Below are 14,406 nucleotides of genomic sequence, written 5' to 3'. Positions count from 1 at the left end.
TCACCATGCGATTGGTCGTTGGATATCTCGCCACTCCCAGCGGGGAGGACGGTCTGGCCCTCGGGGCGCAGCTCGCCCGTAGTCTCGGCGCACAGCTCGACATCTGCATGGTTCTCCCGCCGGACCGCACGGTCCCGGCGAGAGTTCCGGCAGAGACCGGCTTCGACGACATCCTCGCCTCCCGTGCGGAGCGCTGGCTGGACGAGGCGAAGTCGTCGGTGCCGAGCGACATCGACGTGGACGTCCACCTGAGCTTCCACGAATCGTTCGCACAGGGCATCCTCGACGAGGTCACCCGCCTCGACGCGCACGCGATCGTCGTCGGCGCCGCGGGTGACGGCCTGCTCGGCAGGCACTCGGTCGGTTCCGTGTCGACGGAATTGCTGCACTCCGCGCACGTGCCGCTCTGCCTCGCGCCCCGCGGCCATCGGCATTCCTCCGCGAAGAAGATCCGAGAGGTCACCTGCGCACTCGGGACGCGCGTCGGTGCGGACGTCCTGCTGCGAACCGCCGTGCGGACCAGCAAGCGGATGGAGACCCCGCTGCGCCTGGTGTCCCTCGTCGAACTGGACCCGCACCACCACCTTCGCGATCATCGGGACACGTCCGAGAGCGTCCGCGAGCGCGCGGTCGCCCATGCACAGTCCACCCTGGACGAGGCGAAGTCCGCGCTACCCGAAGACTTCCCCGTCTCCGTGATGATCGCCGACGGATCCTCCGTGGAATCGGCGGTCCGCAAACTCGACTGGCAGGACGGCGACCTCATCATGGTCGGCTCCAGCCGTCTCGCCCAACCTCGTCGACTGTTCCTGGGATCCACCGCGGCCAAGATGCTCCGCGTCCTGCCGGTGCCCATGGTCGTCGTCCCCAAGCAGGAGTTCCCCAACAGTGAGTAAACCGTCCGCGACACCCGCCCCGGATCCACGATCGCACCCGACCGGAGGTTCAGACATGACGAACAGCGAAGGCGCACCGGCGTCGGCCGGCGTTGCCGTGAGCACCAAAGGGCTGGCCACCGGTGCGGTCGGGACCTTTGCAGGGGCGGTCCTCGGGATCTCCTCCGTGGCGCCGGGTTACACGCTGACGGCCAGCATCGGGCTGATCGTCGCGGCGGTCGGGTTGAAGATGCCCGCCATCTTCATCGCCGGCTTCATTCCCATGTTCCTCACGGCGTACGCCTACCGTGAGCTCAACTCCGAATCACCCGACTGCGGTGCGTCGTTCACGTGGTCGACGAAGGCGTTCGGACCGTATGTCGGCTGGATGTGCGGCTGGGGCATGGTGATCGCCACGATCATCGTGCTCTCGAACCTCGCGGCGATCGCCGTGCAGTTCTTCTATCTGTTCATCGCGAAACTGTTCGACGCCCCGAGCATCGCGGACCTGCCCGGCAACAAGTTCGTGAATGTGGGCACCACCCTGCTCTTCATCGCACTCGCCACGTGGATCGCCAGTCGCGGCATCACCACCAGCGAGAAGCTGCAGTTCGCGCTCGTCGGCTTCCAGATGGTCCTGCTCATCGCGTTCGCGGTGGTGGCACTGGTCCACGTCGGTAACGGGGACGCCCCCGCCGGGCTGTCGTTCGACCTGAGCTGGTTCAACCCGTTCACGGGGCTGGCCGTCGGCGCGTTCGTGATCGGCCTGACGGGTTCGATCTTCGCGTTCTGGGGCTGGGACACGTGCCTGACGCTGGGCGAGGAGTCGAAGAACCCGAAGAAGACCCCCGGTCGCGCCGGACTGCTGTGCGTGATCACGATTCTGCTGACCTACCTGCTCGTGTCGGTCGCGGCGATGATGTACGCCGGCGTCGGCGAGGACGGTCTCGGCCTCGGCAACCCGGACAACTCCGAGAACGTCTTCGGTGCCCTCGCCGATCCGGTTCTCGGGAACTGGGGCGGCATGTTGCTGTTCCTCGCCGTCTTCGTCTCCTCGGTCGCGAGCCTGCAGACCACGTTCCTGCCCGCGGCCCGCACCATGCTCGCGATGGGCGCGTACGGCGCTTTCCCGAAGAAACTCGCCGACGTGTCCCCTCGGTTCCTGGTCCCGTCGTACGCCACGGTCGTCGCCGGTGTCATCACCGCGGTGTTCTACACGGTGGTGACGTTCCTGTCCGAGCGCACGCTGCTCGACACCATCGCCGCGCTGGGCATCATGATCTGCTGGTACTACGGCATCACGGCATTCGCGTGTGTCTGGTACTTCCGGGACAGCCTGTTCACGAGTTTCCGCAACGCCGTCTTCCGGTTCGCCTTCCCACTGCTCGGCGGCCTCATGCTGCTCGCGGTGTTCGTCATCTCGATCCAGGAGAGCATGGACCCGGAGAACGCCAGCGGCGCATCGATCGGCGGCATCGGCCTGGTCTTCTTCCTCGGCTTCGGGATCCTGCTGCTCGGGGCGATCCTCATGGTGGTCATGCGGTTCCGCAGTCCCGCCTTCTTCCGCGGCGAGACCCTCAACCGCGAGACGTCCGCTCTGCGCGACGAGGGCGACCTCACGGCGCGATCGGAGCCTGCGCCACCAAGCCAGCGATAAGCGTCCGCAGCCCGAACTCGAATGCTGCATCCGCCCGTCCGGGGTTCGGCCCGGACGTGGCCAGGGCGGCCCGCATGGACTCGTTCGCCTCCGGGGCGGTCGCCCAGACCACTTCGGGTGCGGCGAGGTCCAGCGCCGACCCCAGCACGAAACTGTCGACCGTCGTGATGGCGTGCAGAATCTCCTCGGGCGTGAAGCCGCCGTCCGAGAATGCCTGCGCCAGAGCGTTGTACAGAGCGAAAGCCACACCGGACTGCACTGTGTGCGCGGTGAACAGAGGAATCAGCCGAGGATGCTCGGCGTAGTTGCGCCGATATTCGCGCGCCAGGCCGGCCACCGTCTCGCTCCACTTGCCGTCGGGGTCCGCCACCACGATGCCCGCCATCATGCGGGCACGCATCAGTTCGATGATCTCCGCCCTCCCGGACACGTGATTGTACAGCGAGGAGGGCCGCACCTTCAGCCGTTCGGCGAGACCCGGCATCGTGAAATCACCCGTGAGGTCCACCATCCGCATGGCGGCTTCGGTGATGATCTCCGGCGACAGCAGTCGCTGTGATGGCCGTGGCATGGGTGCCCTCCTGGTCGGTGTGTGTCACCGGCGACGCGCGCCTCGGCGCCGCCGTAGCGGCGACCAGGGTGGATACCGAAGGAATCGAAATCGTGCCTCCCCGCCCCTTGATCGCCGAGCATTTACCCACCATACTTAACGAATCCAATTCGTTTTAGGCGCTCGCCGAACCGAACATCCGAGGAATCACAATGTTGACGATCACCGCCCTCACCCCTCCCGAGTCCCTGTCGAGGACGCGTGAGACCGGACGCACCCCGCTCCGCGTCGGACTCGTCCAGCACCGCTGGCACGAGAACGAGCAGGATCTGCGGACCGAACTCGACGAGGGCATCGCCGCGGCAGCCGAGCTCGGGGCGCGCGTGGTGTTCCTCCCCGAACTCACGCTGAGCCGGTACCCCGCCTTCGTCGAAGGCGGAGACAACCCCGGACGCCAGGCCGAGGACCTCCTCACAGGACCGACGTTCACGTTCGCGGCCAAGGCCGCCGCCGAACACGGCGTCCTCGTCCACGCGTCCCTGTACGAGCGGAACGACTCCGAGAACGGCGTGCAGTACGAGGACGGACTCGGTTTCAACACCGCCATCCTCGTCGCCCCGTCCGGGGAACTGCTCGCGCACACCCGCAAGCTGCACATTCCCGTCACCGCCGGCTACTACGAGGACACCTACTTCCGCGGCGGCCCCGCCGACAACCCGTACCCGGTCCACACCGCCGAGGCACTGGGCGGCGTCAAGCTCGGACTCCCCACCTGCTGGGACGAATGGTTCCCCGAGGTCGCCCGCGCGTACTCGCTCGGCGGCGCCGAAATCCTGGTGTACCCCACCGCGATCGGCTCGGAACCCGACCACCCGCAGTTCGACACCCAGCCGCTGTGGCAGCAGGTGATCGTCGGCAACGGCATCGCGAACGGCACGTTCATGGTGGTGCCCAACCGCCACGGCGGCGAAGGCCTGATCACGTTCTACGGCTCGTCGTTCATCTCCGACCCCTACGGCCGCATCCTCGCCCAGGCCCCGCGCGACGAATCCGCGGTGCTGGTCGCCGACCTCGACCTGCAGCAGCGCGAGGACTGGCTGGCCCTGTTCCCGTTCCTGGCCACCCGTCGCCCCGACACATACGGCGCCCTCACCGAGCCCGTCGATCACGCATCCCCGTTCGGGAGGAACTGATGACCTGGCGCATGCCCGCGGAAGGCGAACTGCACGAACGCACCTGGATGGCCTACCCCAGTGCGGGCTACTCCCTGGGCGACACTCCGGAGGAGCAGCACGAGGCGCGCACCACGTGGGCCGAGGTGGCGCACGCGGTCGCACGATTCGAACCGGTCACCGTCGTCGTCGACCCCGGTGAGGTGGCGGCGGCCAAGAAGTACCTGTCCGCCGACATCGACATCGCTTCGGCGCCGCTGAACGACGCCTGGATGCGCGACATCGGACCCACGTTCGTGTTGTCCGAGGACGGACGCCTCGGCGGCGTCGACTGGATCTTCAACGGCTGGGGCGGCCAGGACTGGGCCCGGTGGGACAAGGACTCCAAGATCGGCGCCCTGGTGGTCGAGCAGTCAGGGGCCGAACTCGTCGACTCGCCGATCGTGAACGAGGGCGGCGGCATCCAGGTCGACGGCCTCGGCACCGTGCTGGTCACCGAGACCGTGCAACTCGACCCGGGCCGCAACCCGGACCTGTCGAAGGCCGACATCGAGGCGGAACTCGCCCGCACGATCGGTGCCACCAAGGTGATCTGGCTGCCGCGCGGCCTGACCCGCGACTCCGACACCTACGGCACCCGCGGGCACGTCGACATCGTCGCCGCCATCCCGTCGCCCGGCGTCGTCCTCGTGCACGATCAGCGCAATCCCGAGCACCCCGACTTCGAGGTCAGCAAGGCCGTCATCGACGCGCTGAAGCAGACCACGGACGCCCGCGGCGAGTCGTGGGAGATCGTCACCGTCCCCGCGCCGCAGGTCCTGCGCGACGAGGAGGGCTTCGTCGACTACAGCTACATCAACCATTTCGTCGTCAACGGCGGCGTCATCGCGTGCAGCTTCGACGATCCCGCGGACGAGGAAGCGGTCGCGATCCTGTCGGCTGCCTACCCGGGACGCACGGTCGTCTCCGTCGACGCCCGCCCGCTCTTCGCGCGCGGCGGCGGCATCCACTGCATCACCCAGCACCAGCCCGCCGTGCGCTGACGCACCCGTGAGTACTTGTCAACCGCCGGCGGTTGACAACTACTCACGGGTCAGCGCCTGCGGCGCATGTAGTCGCTGACGACGGCGGCACCGAGACCGTCCAGACCGGGCGCCACGACGCGTCCGCCGACCCGTTCCGCCATCCGGTCCACCACCCGTGCGAGACCGGGATCCTCACCGAGGCGGAAGAACGTGACGTGGGCGCCGAGCCGGGCGAGGGTGTCGAGTTCCCGGACCGTCAGACCGAGGGTCCGGGCGCTCGGCGGGTAGTCGAAATACGCGAAGCCGTCCGGCTCGAGATGCGCGGTCGGCTCACCGTCGGTGACGATCAGGACCACCGGCTGCGCGTTGGGGTGCCTGCGCAGATGCCGGGCGGCCAGCAGCAGCGCGTGGTGCAGGTTGGTGCCCTGGTCCCAGGCGCCGTCCAGGCCTGCCAGCTCCGACGGCGTCAGCACCTGCGCGTGCCTGCCGAACGAGATGAGCTGCAGTTCGTCGCTGCGGAACCGGGTGCTCACCAGGTGGTTCAGCGCAAGTGCGGTGCGTTTCATCGGCACCCACCGCCCCTCCATCACCATCGAGAACGACGTGTCGACCAGCAACGCGACCGCCGCCTGCGACCGCTGCTCGGTCTCCATCACGTCCACGTCCGCGACGGACAGCCGGACCGGGACGCGACCGCGTTCGACCGGATCGGACGCCGCCCGCAGCACCGCGTTGGTGATGGTGCGCGTGACGTCCCACGGCTCGGTGTCGCCGAACGCCCACTCGCGGGACGCCCCCGTCGGCTCCCCCATCGCCCCGGCGCGCCGCGTCTCCCGTTGCCCGCCACGCGAAGACAGCTGCTGCGCGACGTCCCGGAGGGCCGTCTGACCGAGTTGGCGCATCGCCTTGGGCGACAGCCGCCATTGACCGTCCGCCCCGCGGTCGAAGAAACCCTGATCCCGCAACGCCTTCTCCAGTTCGGCGAGGGTCTGCGCATCCGCCGCCGCTTCGTCGCCCAGTTGCCGGGCCAGGGCCTCCGCGTCGATGTCGTCGAGTTGTGCGCCCGCGTACTGCTGCGACAGTTGCTCCGCGAGCGACTCGAGTTCCGCGATGTCCTGCAACGCGCCGGTGCCCTCGCCCAGGCCCATGCCGTCGTCCCCGCGAAACCGCTGCGCGCCCTGCCAGTCCTCGCCGGGACGCGCAGCCTGCAGGTGCTGGTCGAGGCGGTCCAGCTGTCCGATCAGCGACGGATCACCGAACGCCTGCTGCGCCAGCGCGTCGAGTTCGTCGCGCTGCTCCTGCGACAGCGAGTTCCGCAGCCGCTGCGCCGCCGCCGCCCGCTGCGCCAGCGAGTCGAGCAGTTCCTCGACGTTGCGCGGGTTCTCTGGGAAATACTCCCCGTGTTTGTCCATGAACTCGTCGAACTGCTCCTGGGTGTCCTCACCGCGGGAATGCTTGTCGAGCAGGTCGTTGAGATCGGCGAGCATCTCCCGGATGCGTTCGCGATCTTCCTCCGTGGCACCCTCGAGCGCCTGCTTCATGCCGGCGAACCGCTGGTCCAGCACCTCGCGGCCCAGCAGGTCCCGGATCTTCTCGTAGTCGGCACGGGCTTCCGAACTGCGCCAGTCGTAGTCGGCGAGTTCCTGCACGGCCTGCGCGGTGGACGGCGACAGTTCCTCGATGCGCATCTCGGAGAAGCGGGCGTCGTCGTCGAGCGCGCGGGCCAGCGTCTTGCGTTCCTCGAGTACCGCGCGGTCGAGGAGTTCCCGGACCTCTTCGAGCGTGCCGTTCAGGTTGTTCCGCTTCAGCAGCTCGCGGCGGCGCCGATTGGCCTCGGCCGCAAGCTCGTCCAGCCCGCGCATGTCGCGGTTGCCGCGGCGCAGCATCTCGCGCAGCGCCTGCCGCGGCGAACTGCCCGCGAACACGTCGTCGCCGATCGCCGCGAGCGCCTCGCGCAGGTCCACCGGCGCCGCCAGCGGATCACCGCCCTCGTACGGCCCGTACCGCGCATTGTGCGGCCCGCGTTCCGCCTTGCGGGACATTACGAATACACCGTCTGCCCGTTGATGTCCGGGTTCTTGGAGATCCGCCGGGCCAGATACAGCCCTTCGAGGGCGAACTCGGCCGCCGCGGCCCGTTCGCCGTCGGACTCCGCGCCCAGACGCTCGGCGAGCACGTCGAGAACCTCGAGTTCGGGCAACTCGTTCAGCAGCGCCTTCGCCGTGATCCGTTCGCCGGTGACCACCGGGTCGCCCTGTTCGACGGCGTCCACGAGTTCGGCGAGGTCGATGCCGCCGAGCCGGGTGCGGACCGTGTCGGCCGTCGCCCGCCGCAGCAGGTGCTCGAGGACCTCGATCTCGCGCCCTTCCTCCCCGGATTCGAATTCCACCTTGCCCCGCAGGACGTCGACGACGGTCTCGAGGTCGACCGGCCGCGCGACCGGGTCGGCCTCACCGAGGACCGCGCCGCGATGCACCGCAGCCGCACTGACGGTTTCGGCGCCCGCCACCGCGAAGCGCGCGGACACCCCCGACCGCTGATCCACCGACGTCGACTCGCGGAGCAGCCGGGTGAACCGGGCCAGGATCTCGAGGAGATACTCGGGCACCTCCGCGGTGAGGTGCGCCTCCTGGAGTATGACCGCGACCTCGTCGTCGAGACGGGTCGGGTAGTGCGTCCGGATCTCGGCGCCGAACCGGTCCTTCAGCGGGGTGATGATCCGACCGCGGTTCGTGTAGTCCTCCGGGTTCGCACTCGCCACCATGAGAACGTCCAGCGGCAACCGGAGGGTGTACCCGCGGACCTGGATGTCGCGTTCCTCCATGACGTTGAGCAGCGACACCTGGATGCGCTCGGCGAGGTCGGGCAGCTCGTTGATGGCGACGATGCCCCGGTGCGCGCGGGGAACGAGACCGAAGTGGATGGTCTCCGGGTCGCCGAGGCTGCGGCCCTCCGCGACCTTCACCGGATCCACGTCCCCGACGAGGTCCGCCACCGACGTGTCGGGCGTCGCGAGCTTCTCCGAGTACCGCTCACTGCGATGCCGCCACGCAACGGGGAGGCTGTCGCCCAGTTCCTGCGCCCTGCGGATCGACGCCGGGGTGATGGGCTCATAGGGATGCTCCCCGAGTTCGGAACCGGCGATCACCGGGGTCCATTCGTCGAGGAGCAGGTTGAGGGTGCGGAGGAGGCGGGTCTTGCCCTGACCTCGTTCGCCGAGCAACACCACGTCGTGACCTGCGATGAGTGCCCGTTCGAGTTGCGGCTCCACCGTCTCCTCGAAACCGACGATGCCGGGCCACGGATCACGACCGTCGCGTAGGGCCGCGAGCAGATTCTCGCGGATCTCTTCCTTGACGGTGCGTTGAACGTGGCCCGAATCACGGAGCTCGCCGACGGTGGAAGGTCTGTGTTCCGATGACGTCACCACTCCACGCTACGAGGGTTCGGGCGAATCGGCACGCCGTTAATGCGCGGCGGCCCGCCCGAGCACTGCGCGCCTACGCGGCAACCGCGCACGACGACGCGGCGTCCAACTCGCTCCAGGCGGCGCGGTAGCGCTCGACCGTCACCGGATCGGCCTCCGTCAGAAGCGAGTCCAGCAGGATTCGCGGATCGCCTCGCCACGCCCGGACCACGTTCGCGATCGCCCGGTTGGAGAACAGACCCGACCCGGTCAGCGCAGACACCCACTCGTCGATCGCGCCCCGGTGAATCCGCTCGACGGCCTCCCGGCGGAACCCGCCGTCGACGAAGTCGAGGGAGAACATGGCGGCGACGAAATCACCGGTGGTGAACTGTACGACGTTCATGATGCGGCACCTTCCTGGAGTCGGGAGCTGTTCTCGGACGTAATCCATTGGAACAACTGGTGATGCAGACGCTAATCGCCGAATGTGTGAGTTCTGTGATGCTTCTCTGAGATCTCGGCCGCGATGCCCTCCTGCAGTCGTCACCGCGGAGTGCAACGGGTGCGGCGACTGCGCGCGACGTGAACTGGTAGACAGTCCCCATGCCTGACACCGAGATCACCTTCGCCAGCGGTGCCGTCACCTACTACGGCAGCCTCCGCACGCCCGTCGACGCGAACGGGTCGGCGCCCGCCGCACTGCTGCTCGCCGGCAGCGGTCCGACCGACCGCAACGGCGACAGCGCCCTGCTCCCCGGTGACATCGGAACCCTCCGCCACCTCGCCGACGTGCTCGAACAGCACGGCGTCGCGAGCCTGCGCTACGACAAGATCGGCAGCGGCGAAACCGCCCTCGGCCCCTACGAGGTGGAAGAGGTCGGCGGTCTCGGCTTCACCACCTTCGTCGACGCCGCGTCCGCGGGCCTCGACTTCCTGGCCGCCCAACCCGGGGTCGACCCGTCGCAGCTGATCGTCATCGGACACAGCGACGGCGGTCTCGTCGCCCTCGCGCTCGCCACTGCGGAAAACGAGTCGCGGGTGCGCGCCGTCGGACTGCTCGAACCGCTCAGCGTCCGGCTCCTCGACCTGCTCACCACGCAGATCCACGGACAGCTCGATACTGTCGTCGGCGCCGGACAGCTGCCGGTGGAGCTGGCCGACGAACTGCGGCTCGCGCTCGCGGACACCGTCGAGTCGCTCCGCACGTCGGGCACGATCCCCGACGATCTTCCGGAACCCCTGCAGAACGCCGGGCTGGTCCACGCCAACGCCAAGGCCCTCGCGGAGGAGGACGCCCTCGACCCCCGCGCGCTGGCCGGCAGGCTGCCCGCCGGTTTCCCGGTTCTCACGAGCTGCTCCGCCAAGGACATCCAGGTGCAACTCGCGGACGTCGACGGCCTGAGCGACGCCCTCGCGCACACCGCGCTGACGCCGGTACGGATGACGAACGCCAATCACGTACTCAAGGACGTCGGCGACCGTCCGTCCACCGGACCGGATTACGTGGAACCGCTGCCCTACTCGGCGGAGTTCACCGAGCCGTTCGGCAGGTGGATCGCGTCGCTGTGATCAGTTGGCCCCACCGGCCCCGGTGATCACGGCCATCAGCGTGCTCGCCAGATCGGACACGAGCCCGAGGTTCTTGTCGTTGACGAGGTCCTGCAGCCCGTCCAGCCCTTGAACCTCGAGCAGCGGCGCGAGCATCTCCATCAGCTCGGACAGCTGCGCCGAGTCCGGCGCCGTCGACTTCGGTGCCGCCTTGGGTGTGGTCGCCTTCGGGGTCGTGGTGGTGGTCGACGACGCGCTGTCCTCACTCGCCTTCGGTGCCGTGGTCGTGGCCGGAGCGGCCGCCAGCTCCTCGGCCGGCGCCGACTGCGTCCCCGTCAGCAGGTAGGTGACGATGCCCGTCGTGATGGTGATGGCGTGCTTCAACTGGCCGTCGGAGCTCTCCAGCTGCGCGGAGTCCTCCTTGTTCGAACCGTTGCCCATCTCGACGAACACCAGCGGAACCTGGGTCAGTGCAGGCCCCGCCACATCGGCGCGGGTTTGGAGGCCGTCGTTCACGCCGGCGTAGTTGGCGGGAACGAAGCCGTCGGACTTGTAGGCGTCGCGCATCATCTTCGACGCCTCGAGCCCGCCACCGGACTGCGCCGCGTCCGCCTTCTCGTCGGGAATGGGCAGCGACGGGATGATCATGTGGAACCCGTGCTTGCTCGCGTCCTCACCCTGCGCCGTGGAGTCGGCGTGAATGCTCACAGCCAAATCGGCGTTCGATTCGCTTGCTGCACGGGCCCTTTCGTCGATGCACCCGCCCCAGCCGGTGTCGTCCTGACGACTCAGGACGACCTTCGCGCCGAGGCTCTCGAGGCTGCTCTTCACCAGCTGGGTGACGTTCCAGTTGATGGTGTGCTCGGGCACCCCGCCCAGCGACGTCATGCCGCTCGTCTGGCAGTCCTTGGTGTTGCCCCGGCCGTCGTTCACCTGCTGCGCGAGGTCGTGGCCCTCGCTGGAACCCTGATGTCCGGGGTCGAGGAACACCGTCATCCCGGACAGTTCGGTGCCGGTCGCCGTCGCAGCGGGTTCCGCCGACACCTGAGCAGGGATGAGCACGGACGCACCCAGGACGCAGGCGCCGAGGCCGGCCTTGATTGCACAACGGTTCATAACGGGGATGGGCGCACCGTCGCAGTCCGGGCGCCACTCTCCTTCCACAGGTGCCACTCGAGTCACATCAGCCCCGAGTGAATCAGCTGCACCGCGCGTTCGTGCTGCTCGAGTCCGGATCGAAAGCAACCTGTAACCAAAGTGGTGGGATTCGACGGACGCGCACCGATTCGCCGGATTCCCACGCAATTGCCCGCGCATCCGGCGAATCGATGAGCGGATGTGAACGGGACGGCAACTCTGGGCCAAGAGTGGCTGCTCGACCGTGCATTCCTGCGCGGTGGCCGGATAATGGAAGTGCAAACCCTCAACCGGTGCTGTACGGTCATCTACCAACCAGCAACGACACGCAGAAAGGTACGGCCATGATGCAGCTTCACGCGCTCTTCGCGTCCGTACCCGCATGGCGTCGATGCTCCGCCGACAAGCACATCACCAAGTTCGGCGCACCCCGAGAATGTTGAGACTCAACCAAGTCATTCTCGGGCACCCAGGGCAAACCCCTCGGGTGCCTTTTCTTTTACCTTTCACCTTCAGGAGCACCACATGAAACTTCGCATCAACCAACTGTCCACCTCTCCCCCGTATCTGGACCTGCCGGACGATCTCACCGGTTACGCCGTCACCCTCGACCTGTCGCACTGCGACGCCGCCCACGAGGCCGGACTGGGCGAACTGATCAGCGAGGTCCGCAGTCGCGGTGCCGCCCGCGTGGTCATCACCGGTTCGCCGCGTGAACTCGAGGGCACCGGCCGCGCGCACGGGGCCGCAGCCGCCTGACAACGCAGAACGGGCCCCGGCGCGATGCCGAGACCCGTTCGAGAGGTGCCGAACGCTAGTGCGCGAAGTGCCGCGCACCCGTCAGGTACATGGTGATGCCGGCTTCCTTGGCCGCATCGATCACCTCGTTGTCGCGGACGGAACCACCCGGCTGCACGACTGCCTTGACGCCGGCGTTCGCGAGAACCTGCAGTCCGTCGGGGAACGGGAAGAACGCGTCCGACGCGCCCACCGACCCGACCACCCGGTCACCGGCCCGCTGCACCGCGAGGTGCGCGGAGTCGACGCGGTTGACCTGGCCCATGCCGACGCCGACCGACGCACCGTCGGAGGCGAGCAGGATGGCGTTGGACTTCACCGAACGGCACGCGCGCCACGCGAATTCGAGGTCCTTCAAGGTCTGCTCGTCGGCGGCGTCGCCGACGGCCAGGGTCCAGTTGGCGGGGTCGTCGCCCTCGGCATCGAGCACGTCGCGCTCCTGGAGGAGTGCGCCACCGGACACGGGACGCAGTTCGATTCCCGTCGCGGTGGGCGCCTTCGCGAGAAGGACACGGACGTTCTTCTTGCGCTGCAGCACGCCGAGCGCGCCATCCGCGTAGGACGGGGCGATGATCACCTCGGTGAAGATGTCGGCGACCTGCTCGGCCATCTCGACGGTGATCTCGCGGTTCGCGGCGATGACTCCGCCGTATGCGCTGACCGGGTCGCAGGCGTGTGCCTTGCGGTGGGCCTCGGCGATGTCGGCTCCGACCGCGATGCCACACGGGTTCGCGTGCTTGATGATCGCGACAGCCGGCTCACTGAAGTCGAATGCCGCACGCCACGCCGCGTCGCCGTCGGTGTAGTTGTTGTATGACATTTCCTTGCCGTGCAGCTGCTCGGCCTGGGCCAGACCGGCCGGGGCGGCGGAGTTCACGTAGAGGGCCGCGGCCTGGTGCGGGTTCTCGCCGTACCGCAGGACGGCCGAGCGGTCCCAGGTGGCGCCTGCCCATTCGGGGAACTGCGAGTCACCGCTGTCCACCAGCGTGGACGTCATCCAGCTCGCGACCGCGACGTCGTACGACGCGGTGTGCTGGAACGCCTGCGCGGCGAGGGCGGTGCGCTCGGACAGCGTGAATCCGCCGTCGGCGATCGCGGTGAGCACGTCGTCGTAGCGGGCGGGATCCACCACGACGGCCACCGACGGGTGGTTCTTCGCGGCGGCGCGCACCATGGACGGTCCGCCGATGTCGATCTGCTCGACGCATTCGTCGGGGGTCGCACCCGAGGCGACGGTCTGGGTGAACGGGTACAGGTTCACGACCACCAGCTGGAACGCCTCGATGCCCAGCTCCTCCAGCTGCGCGAGGTGCTCGGGCTTCCGGGTGTCCGCGAGGACGCCGGCGTGCACCCGCGGGTGCAGGGTCTTGACCCGGCCCTCGAGGCACTCGGGGAAGCCCGTCAGCGCCTCGACGGGGGTGACCGGGATGCCGGCGTCGGCGATCTTCGCTGCGGTCGACCCTGTCGACACCAGCTCGACACCTGCCTTGTGCAGGCCCGTAGCCAGTTCGACCAGACCGGTCTTGTCGTAGACGCTGACGAGCGCTCGGCGTACTGCCTTGCGTTCACTCACTGGGGATCACGGCCTTTCGTCCATCGGAAACAACTCCACGGGTGGCGACAGCGGCGATGACGTCCGCCAACAACCGTCGCTCCACAGTCTTGATGCGCTCGTGCAGGGTCGACTCGTCGTCGCCGTCGAGCACCGGCACGGGCTCCTGCGCCAGGATCGGGCCGGTGTCGACCCCCGCGTCCACGAGGTGGACCGTCGATCCCGACACCTTGACGCCGTAGGCCAGCGCATCCGGGACCGCGTGCGCGCCGGGGAACGCGGGCAGCAACGCGGGATGCGTGTTGATGATGCGACCGCCGAAGCGGTCCAGGAAGGCGGGGCCGAGGATCTTCATGAATCCCGCCGACACCACGAGCGACGGCTGGTGCGACGCGACGGCCTCGGTCAGCGCGACATCCCAGGCGGACCGGTCCGCGTGGTCGCGCAGGCTCACCCGGAAGTGCGGAATGCCCGCCGTGTTCGCATGGGTGGTCGCGTCGCAGTCACGGTCCACGCCGACGGCGACGATCTCGGCGGGATACCCGTCGGTGCGTGTTGCTTCGATCAGCGACCTCAGGAGCGTTCCCGCACCGGAGGCGAGTACGACGATCCGCGCCGGCGAACCGGTCGTGGGCCTCAGGTGGTCACGCGAGGAAGTCAGCGCTCTACTCCTGAACAATCGA

General features: G+C 68.2%; 13 protein-coding genes. 6 read left to right on the top strand and 7 right to left on the bottom strand.

Features of this window, described 5'->3' with window-relative positions:
• The first annotated feature begins 5 nt into the window (after nucleotides 1-5).
• Together P3H15_RS00840 and P3H15_RS00835 are read left to right on the top strand one after the other, a co-directional pair.
• A complete protein-coding gene (locus P3H15_RS00840) occupies nucleotides 6-896 on the top strand; it encodes a universal stress protein (RefSeq protein ID WP_276135522.1) in 891 nt (296 codons plus the stop codon).
• Between the two features lie 55 nt (nucleotides 897-951).
• Complete coding sequence (locus P3H15_RS00835; RefSeq protein ID WP_276135521.1) at nucleotides 952-2,532, top strand: APC family permease; 1,581 nt, start codon at nucleotides 952-954, stop codon at nucleotides 2,530-2,532.
• Here P3H15_RS00835 and P3H15_RS00830 read toward each other — a convergent pair.
• Complete coding sequence (locus tag P3H15_RS00830; protein WP_276135520.1) at nucleotides 2,492-3,103, bottom strand: TetR/AcrR family transcriptional regulator; 612 nt, start codon at nucleotides 3,101-3,103, stop codon at nucleotides 2,492-2,494. The genes P3H15_RS00835 and P3H15_RS00830 overlap by 41 nt on opposite strands.
• A gap of 191 nt (nucleotides 3,104-3,294) precedes the next feature.
• On the opposite strand from P3H15_RS00830, the gene P3H15_RS00825 reads away from it, so the two are divergent.
• Together P3H15_RS00825 and P3H15_RS00820 are read left to right on the top strand one after the other, a co-directional pair.
• On the top strand, nucleotides 3,295-4,275 hold the full coding sequence (locus tag P3H15_RS00825; RefSeq protein WP_276135519.1) for a nitrilase-related carbon-nitrogen hydrolase: 981 nt from the start codon (nucleotides 3,295-3,297) through the stop codon (nucleotides 4,273-4,275).
• Nucleotides 4,275-5,297 carry an agmatine/peptidylarginine deiminase gene (locus P3H15_RS00820; RefSeq protein WP_276135518.1) on the top strand — a complete coding sequence of 341 codons (1,023 nt, stop codon included), beginning with the start codon at nucleotides 4,275-4,277 and terminating at the stop codon, nucleotides 5,295-5,297. Before P3H15_RS00825 ends, P3H15_RS00820 begins: the two co-directional genes overlap by 1 nt.
• Nucleotides 5,298-5,347: 50 nt before the next feature.
• Here the strand turns inward: P3H15_RS00820 and P3H15_RS00815 are convergent, their stop codons facing one another.
• The 3 genes from P3H15_RS00815 to P3H15_RS00805 form a co-directional block, all read right to left on the bottom strand.
• Nucleotides 5,348-7,321: a VWA domain-containing protein gene (locus tag P3H15_RS00815; protein WP_276135517.1), complete on the bottom strand. Its 1,974-nt coding sequence runs from the start codon at nucleotides 7,319-7,321 to the stop codon at nucleotides 5,348-5,350.
• Nucleotides 7,321-8,706 carry a sigma 54-interacting transcriptional regulator gene (locus P3H15_RS00810; protein WP_276135516.1) on the bottom strand — a complete coding sequence of 462 codons (1,386 nt, stop codon included), beginning with the start codon at nucleotides 8,704-8,706 and terminating at the stop codon, nucleotides 7,321-7,323. The genes P3H15_RS00815 and P3H15_RS00810 overlap by 1 nt, the downstream gene beginning before the upstream one ends.
• A gap of 73 nt (nucleotides 8,707-8,779) precedes the next feature.
• Nucleotides 8,780-9,091 (bottom strand): hypothetical protein, encoded by a 312-nt coding sequence (locus P3H15_RS00805; RefSeq protein ID WP_276135515.1) that lies wholly within the window; start codon nucleotides 9,089-9,091, stop codon nucleotides 8,780-8,782.
• A gap of 200 nt (nucleotides 9,092-9,291) precedes the next feature.
• On the opposite strand from P3H15_RS00805, the gene P3H15_RS00800 reads away from it, so the two are divergent.
• A complete protein-coding gene (locus P3H15_RS00800) occupies nucleotides 9,292-10,257 on the top strand; it encodes an alpha/beta hydrolase (protein ID WP_276135514.1) in 966 nt (321 codons plus the stop codon).
• Here P3H15_RS00800 and P3H15_RS00795 read toward each other — a convergent pair whose 3' ends face one another.
• Nucleotides 10,258-11,352 (bottom strand): N-acetylmuramoyl-L-alanine amidase, encoded by a 1,095-nt coding sequence (locus P3H15_RS00795; RefSeq protein WP_276135513.1) that lies wholly within the window; start codon nucleotides 11,350-11,352, stop codon nucleotides 10,258-10,260.
• 546 nt (nucleotides 11,353-11,898) lie between these two features.
• Here P3H15_RS00795 and P3H15_RS00790 point away from each other — a divergent pair.
• Nucleotides 11,899-12,132, top strand: a complete 234-nt coding sequence (locus P3H15_RS00790; RefSeq protein ID WP_072937320.1) for a hypothetical protein — start codon at nucleotides 11,899-11,901, stop codon at nucleotides 12,130-12,132.
• 55 nt (nucleotides 12,133-12,187) lie between these two features.
• On the opposite strand, the gene purH is transcribed toward P3H15_RS00790, so the two are convergent.
• Together purH and purN are read right to left on the bottom strand one after the other, a co-directional pair.
• Nucleotides 12,188-13,744 (bottom strand): bifunctional phosphoribosylaminoimidazolecarboxamide formyltransferase/IMP cyclohydrolase, encoded by a 1,557-nt coding sequence (purH, locus tag P3H15_RS00785; RefSeq protein WP_276135512.1) that lies wholly within the window; start codon nucleotides 13,742-13,744, stop codon nucleotides 12,188-12,190.
• Entirely contained in the window at nucleotides 13,737-14,402 is a 666-nt protein-coding gene (purN, locus tag P3H15_RS00780; protein ID WP_276135511.1) for a phosphoribosylglycinamide formyltransferase, read from the bottom strand. Before purN ends, purH begins: the two co-directional genes overlap by 8 nt.
• Between the last annotated feature and the right edge of the window lie 4 nt (nucleotides 14,403-14,406).

It is taken from the genome of Rhodococcus sp. T2V (genome assembly GCF_029269925.1).
Taxonomy (GTDB): domain Bacteria; phylum Actinomycetota; class Actinomycetes; order Mycobacteriales; family Mycobacteriaceae; genus Rhodococcus_F; species Rhodococcus_F koreensis.
Note: the sequence above shows the minus strand (reverse complement) of the source record. Positions and strands in the feature narration are given on the sequence as shown.

Bases quoted from the DNA above. Each gene is read 5' to 3' on its own strand.
- P3H15_RS00790 (WP_072937320.1), top strand. From the start codon at position 11,899: ATGAAACTTCGCATCAACCAACTGTCCACCTCTCCCCCGTATCTGGAC.
- P3H15_RS00795 (WP_276135513.1), bottom strand. From the start codon at position 11,352: ATGAACCGTTGTGCAATCAAGGCCGGCCTCGGCGCCTGCGTCCTGGGT.
- P3H15_RS00805 (WP_276135515.1), bottom strand. From the start codon at position 9,091: ATGAACGTCGTACAGTTCACCACCGGTGATTTCGTCGCCGCCATGTTC.
- P3H15_RS00830 (WP_276135520.1), bottom strand. From the start codon at position 3,103: ATGCCACGGCCATCACAGCGACTGCTGTCGCCGGAGATCATCACCGAA.
- P3H15_RS00835 (WP_276135521.1), top strand. From the start codon at position 952: ATGACGAACAGCGAAGGCGCACCGGCGTCGGCCGGCGTTGCCGTGAGC.
- P3H15_RS00800 (WP_276135514.1), top strand. From the start codon at position 9,292: ATGCCTGACACCGAGATCACCTTCGCCAGCGGTGCCGTCACCTACTAC.
- P3H15_RS00840 (WP_276135522.1), top strand. From the start codon at position 6: ATGCGATTGGTCGTTGGATATCTCGCCACTCCCAGCGGGGAGGACGGT.
- P3H15_RS00820 (WP_276135518.1), top strand. From the start codon at position 4,275: ATGACCTGGCGCATGCCCGCGGAAGGCGAACTGCACGAACGCACCTGG.
- P3H15_RS00825 (WP_276135519.1), top strand. From the start codon at position 3,295: ATGTTGACGATCACCGCCCTCACCCCTCCCGAGTCCCTGTCGAGGACG.
- P3H15_RS00815 (WP_276135517.1), bottom strand. From the start codon at position 7,321: ATGTCCCGCAAGGCGGAACGCGGGCCGCACAATGCGCGGTACGGGCCG.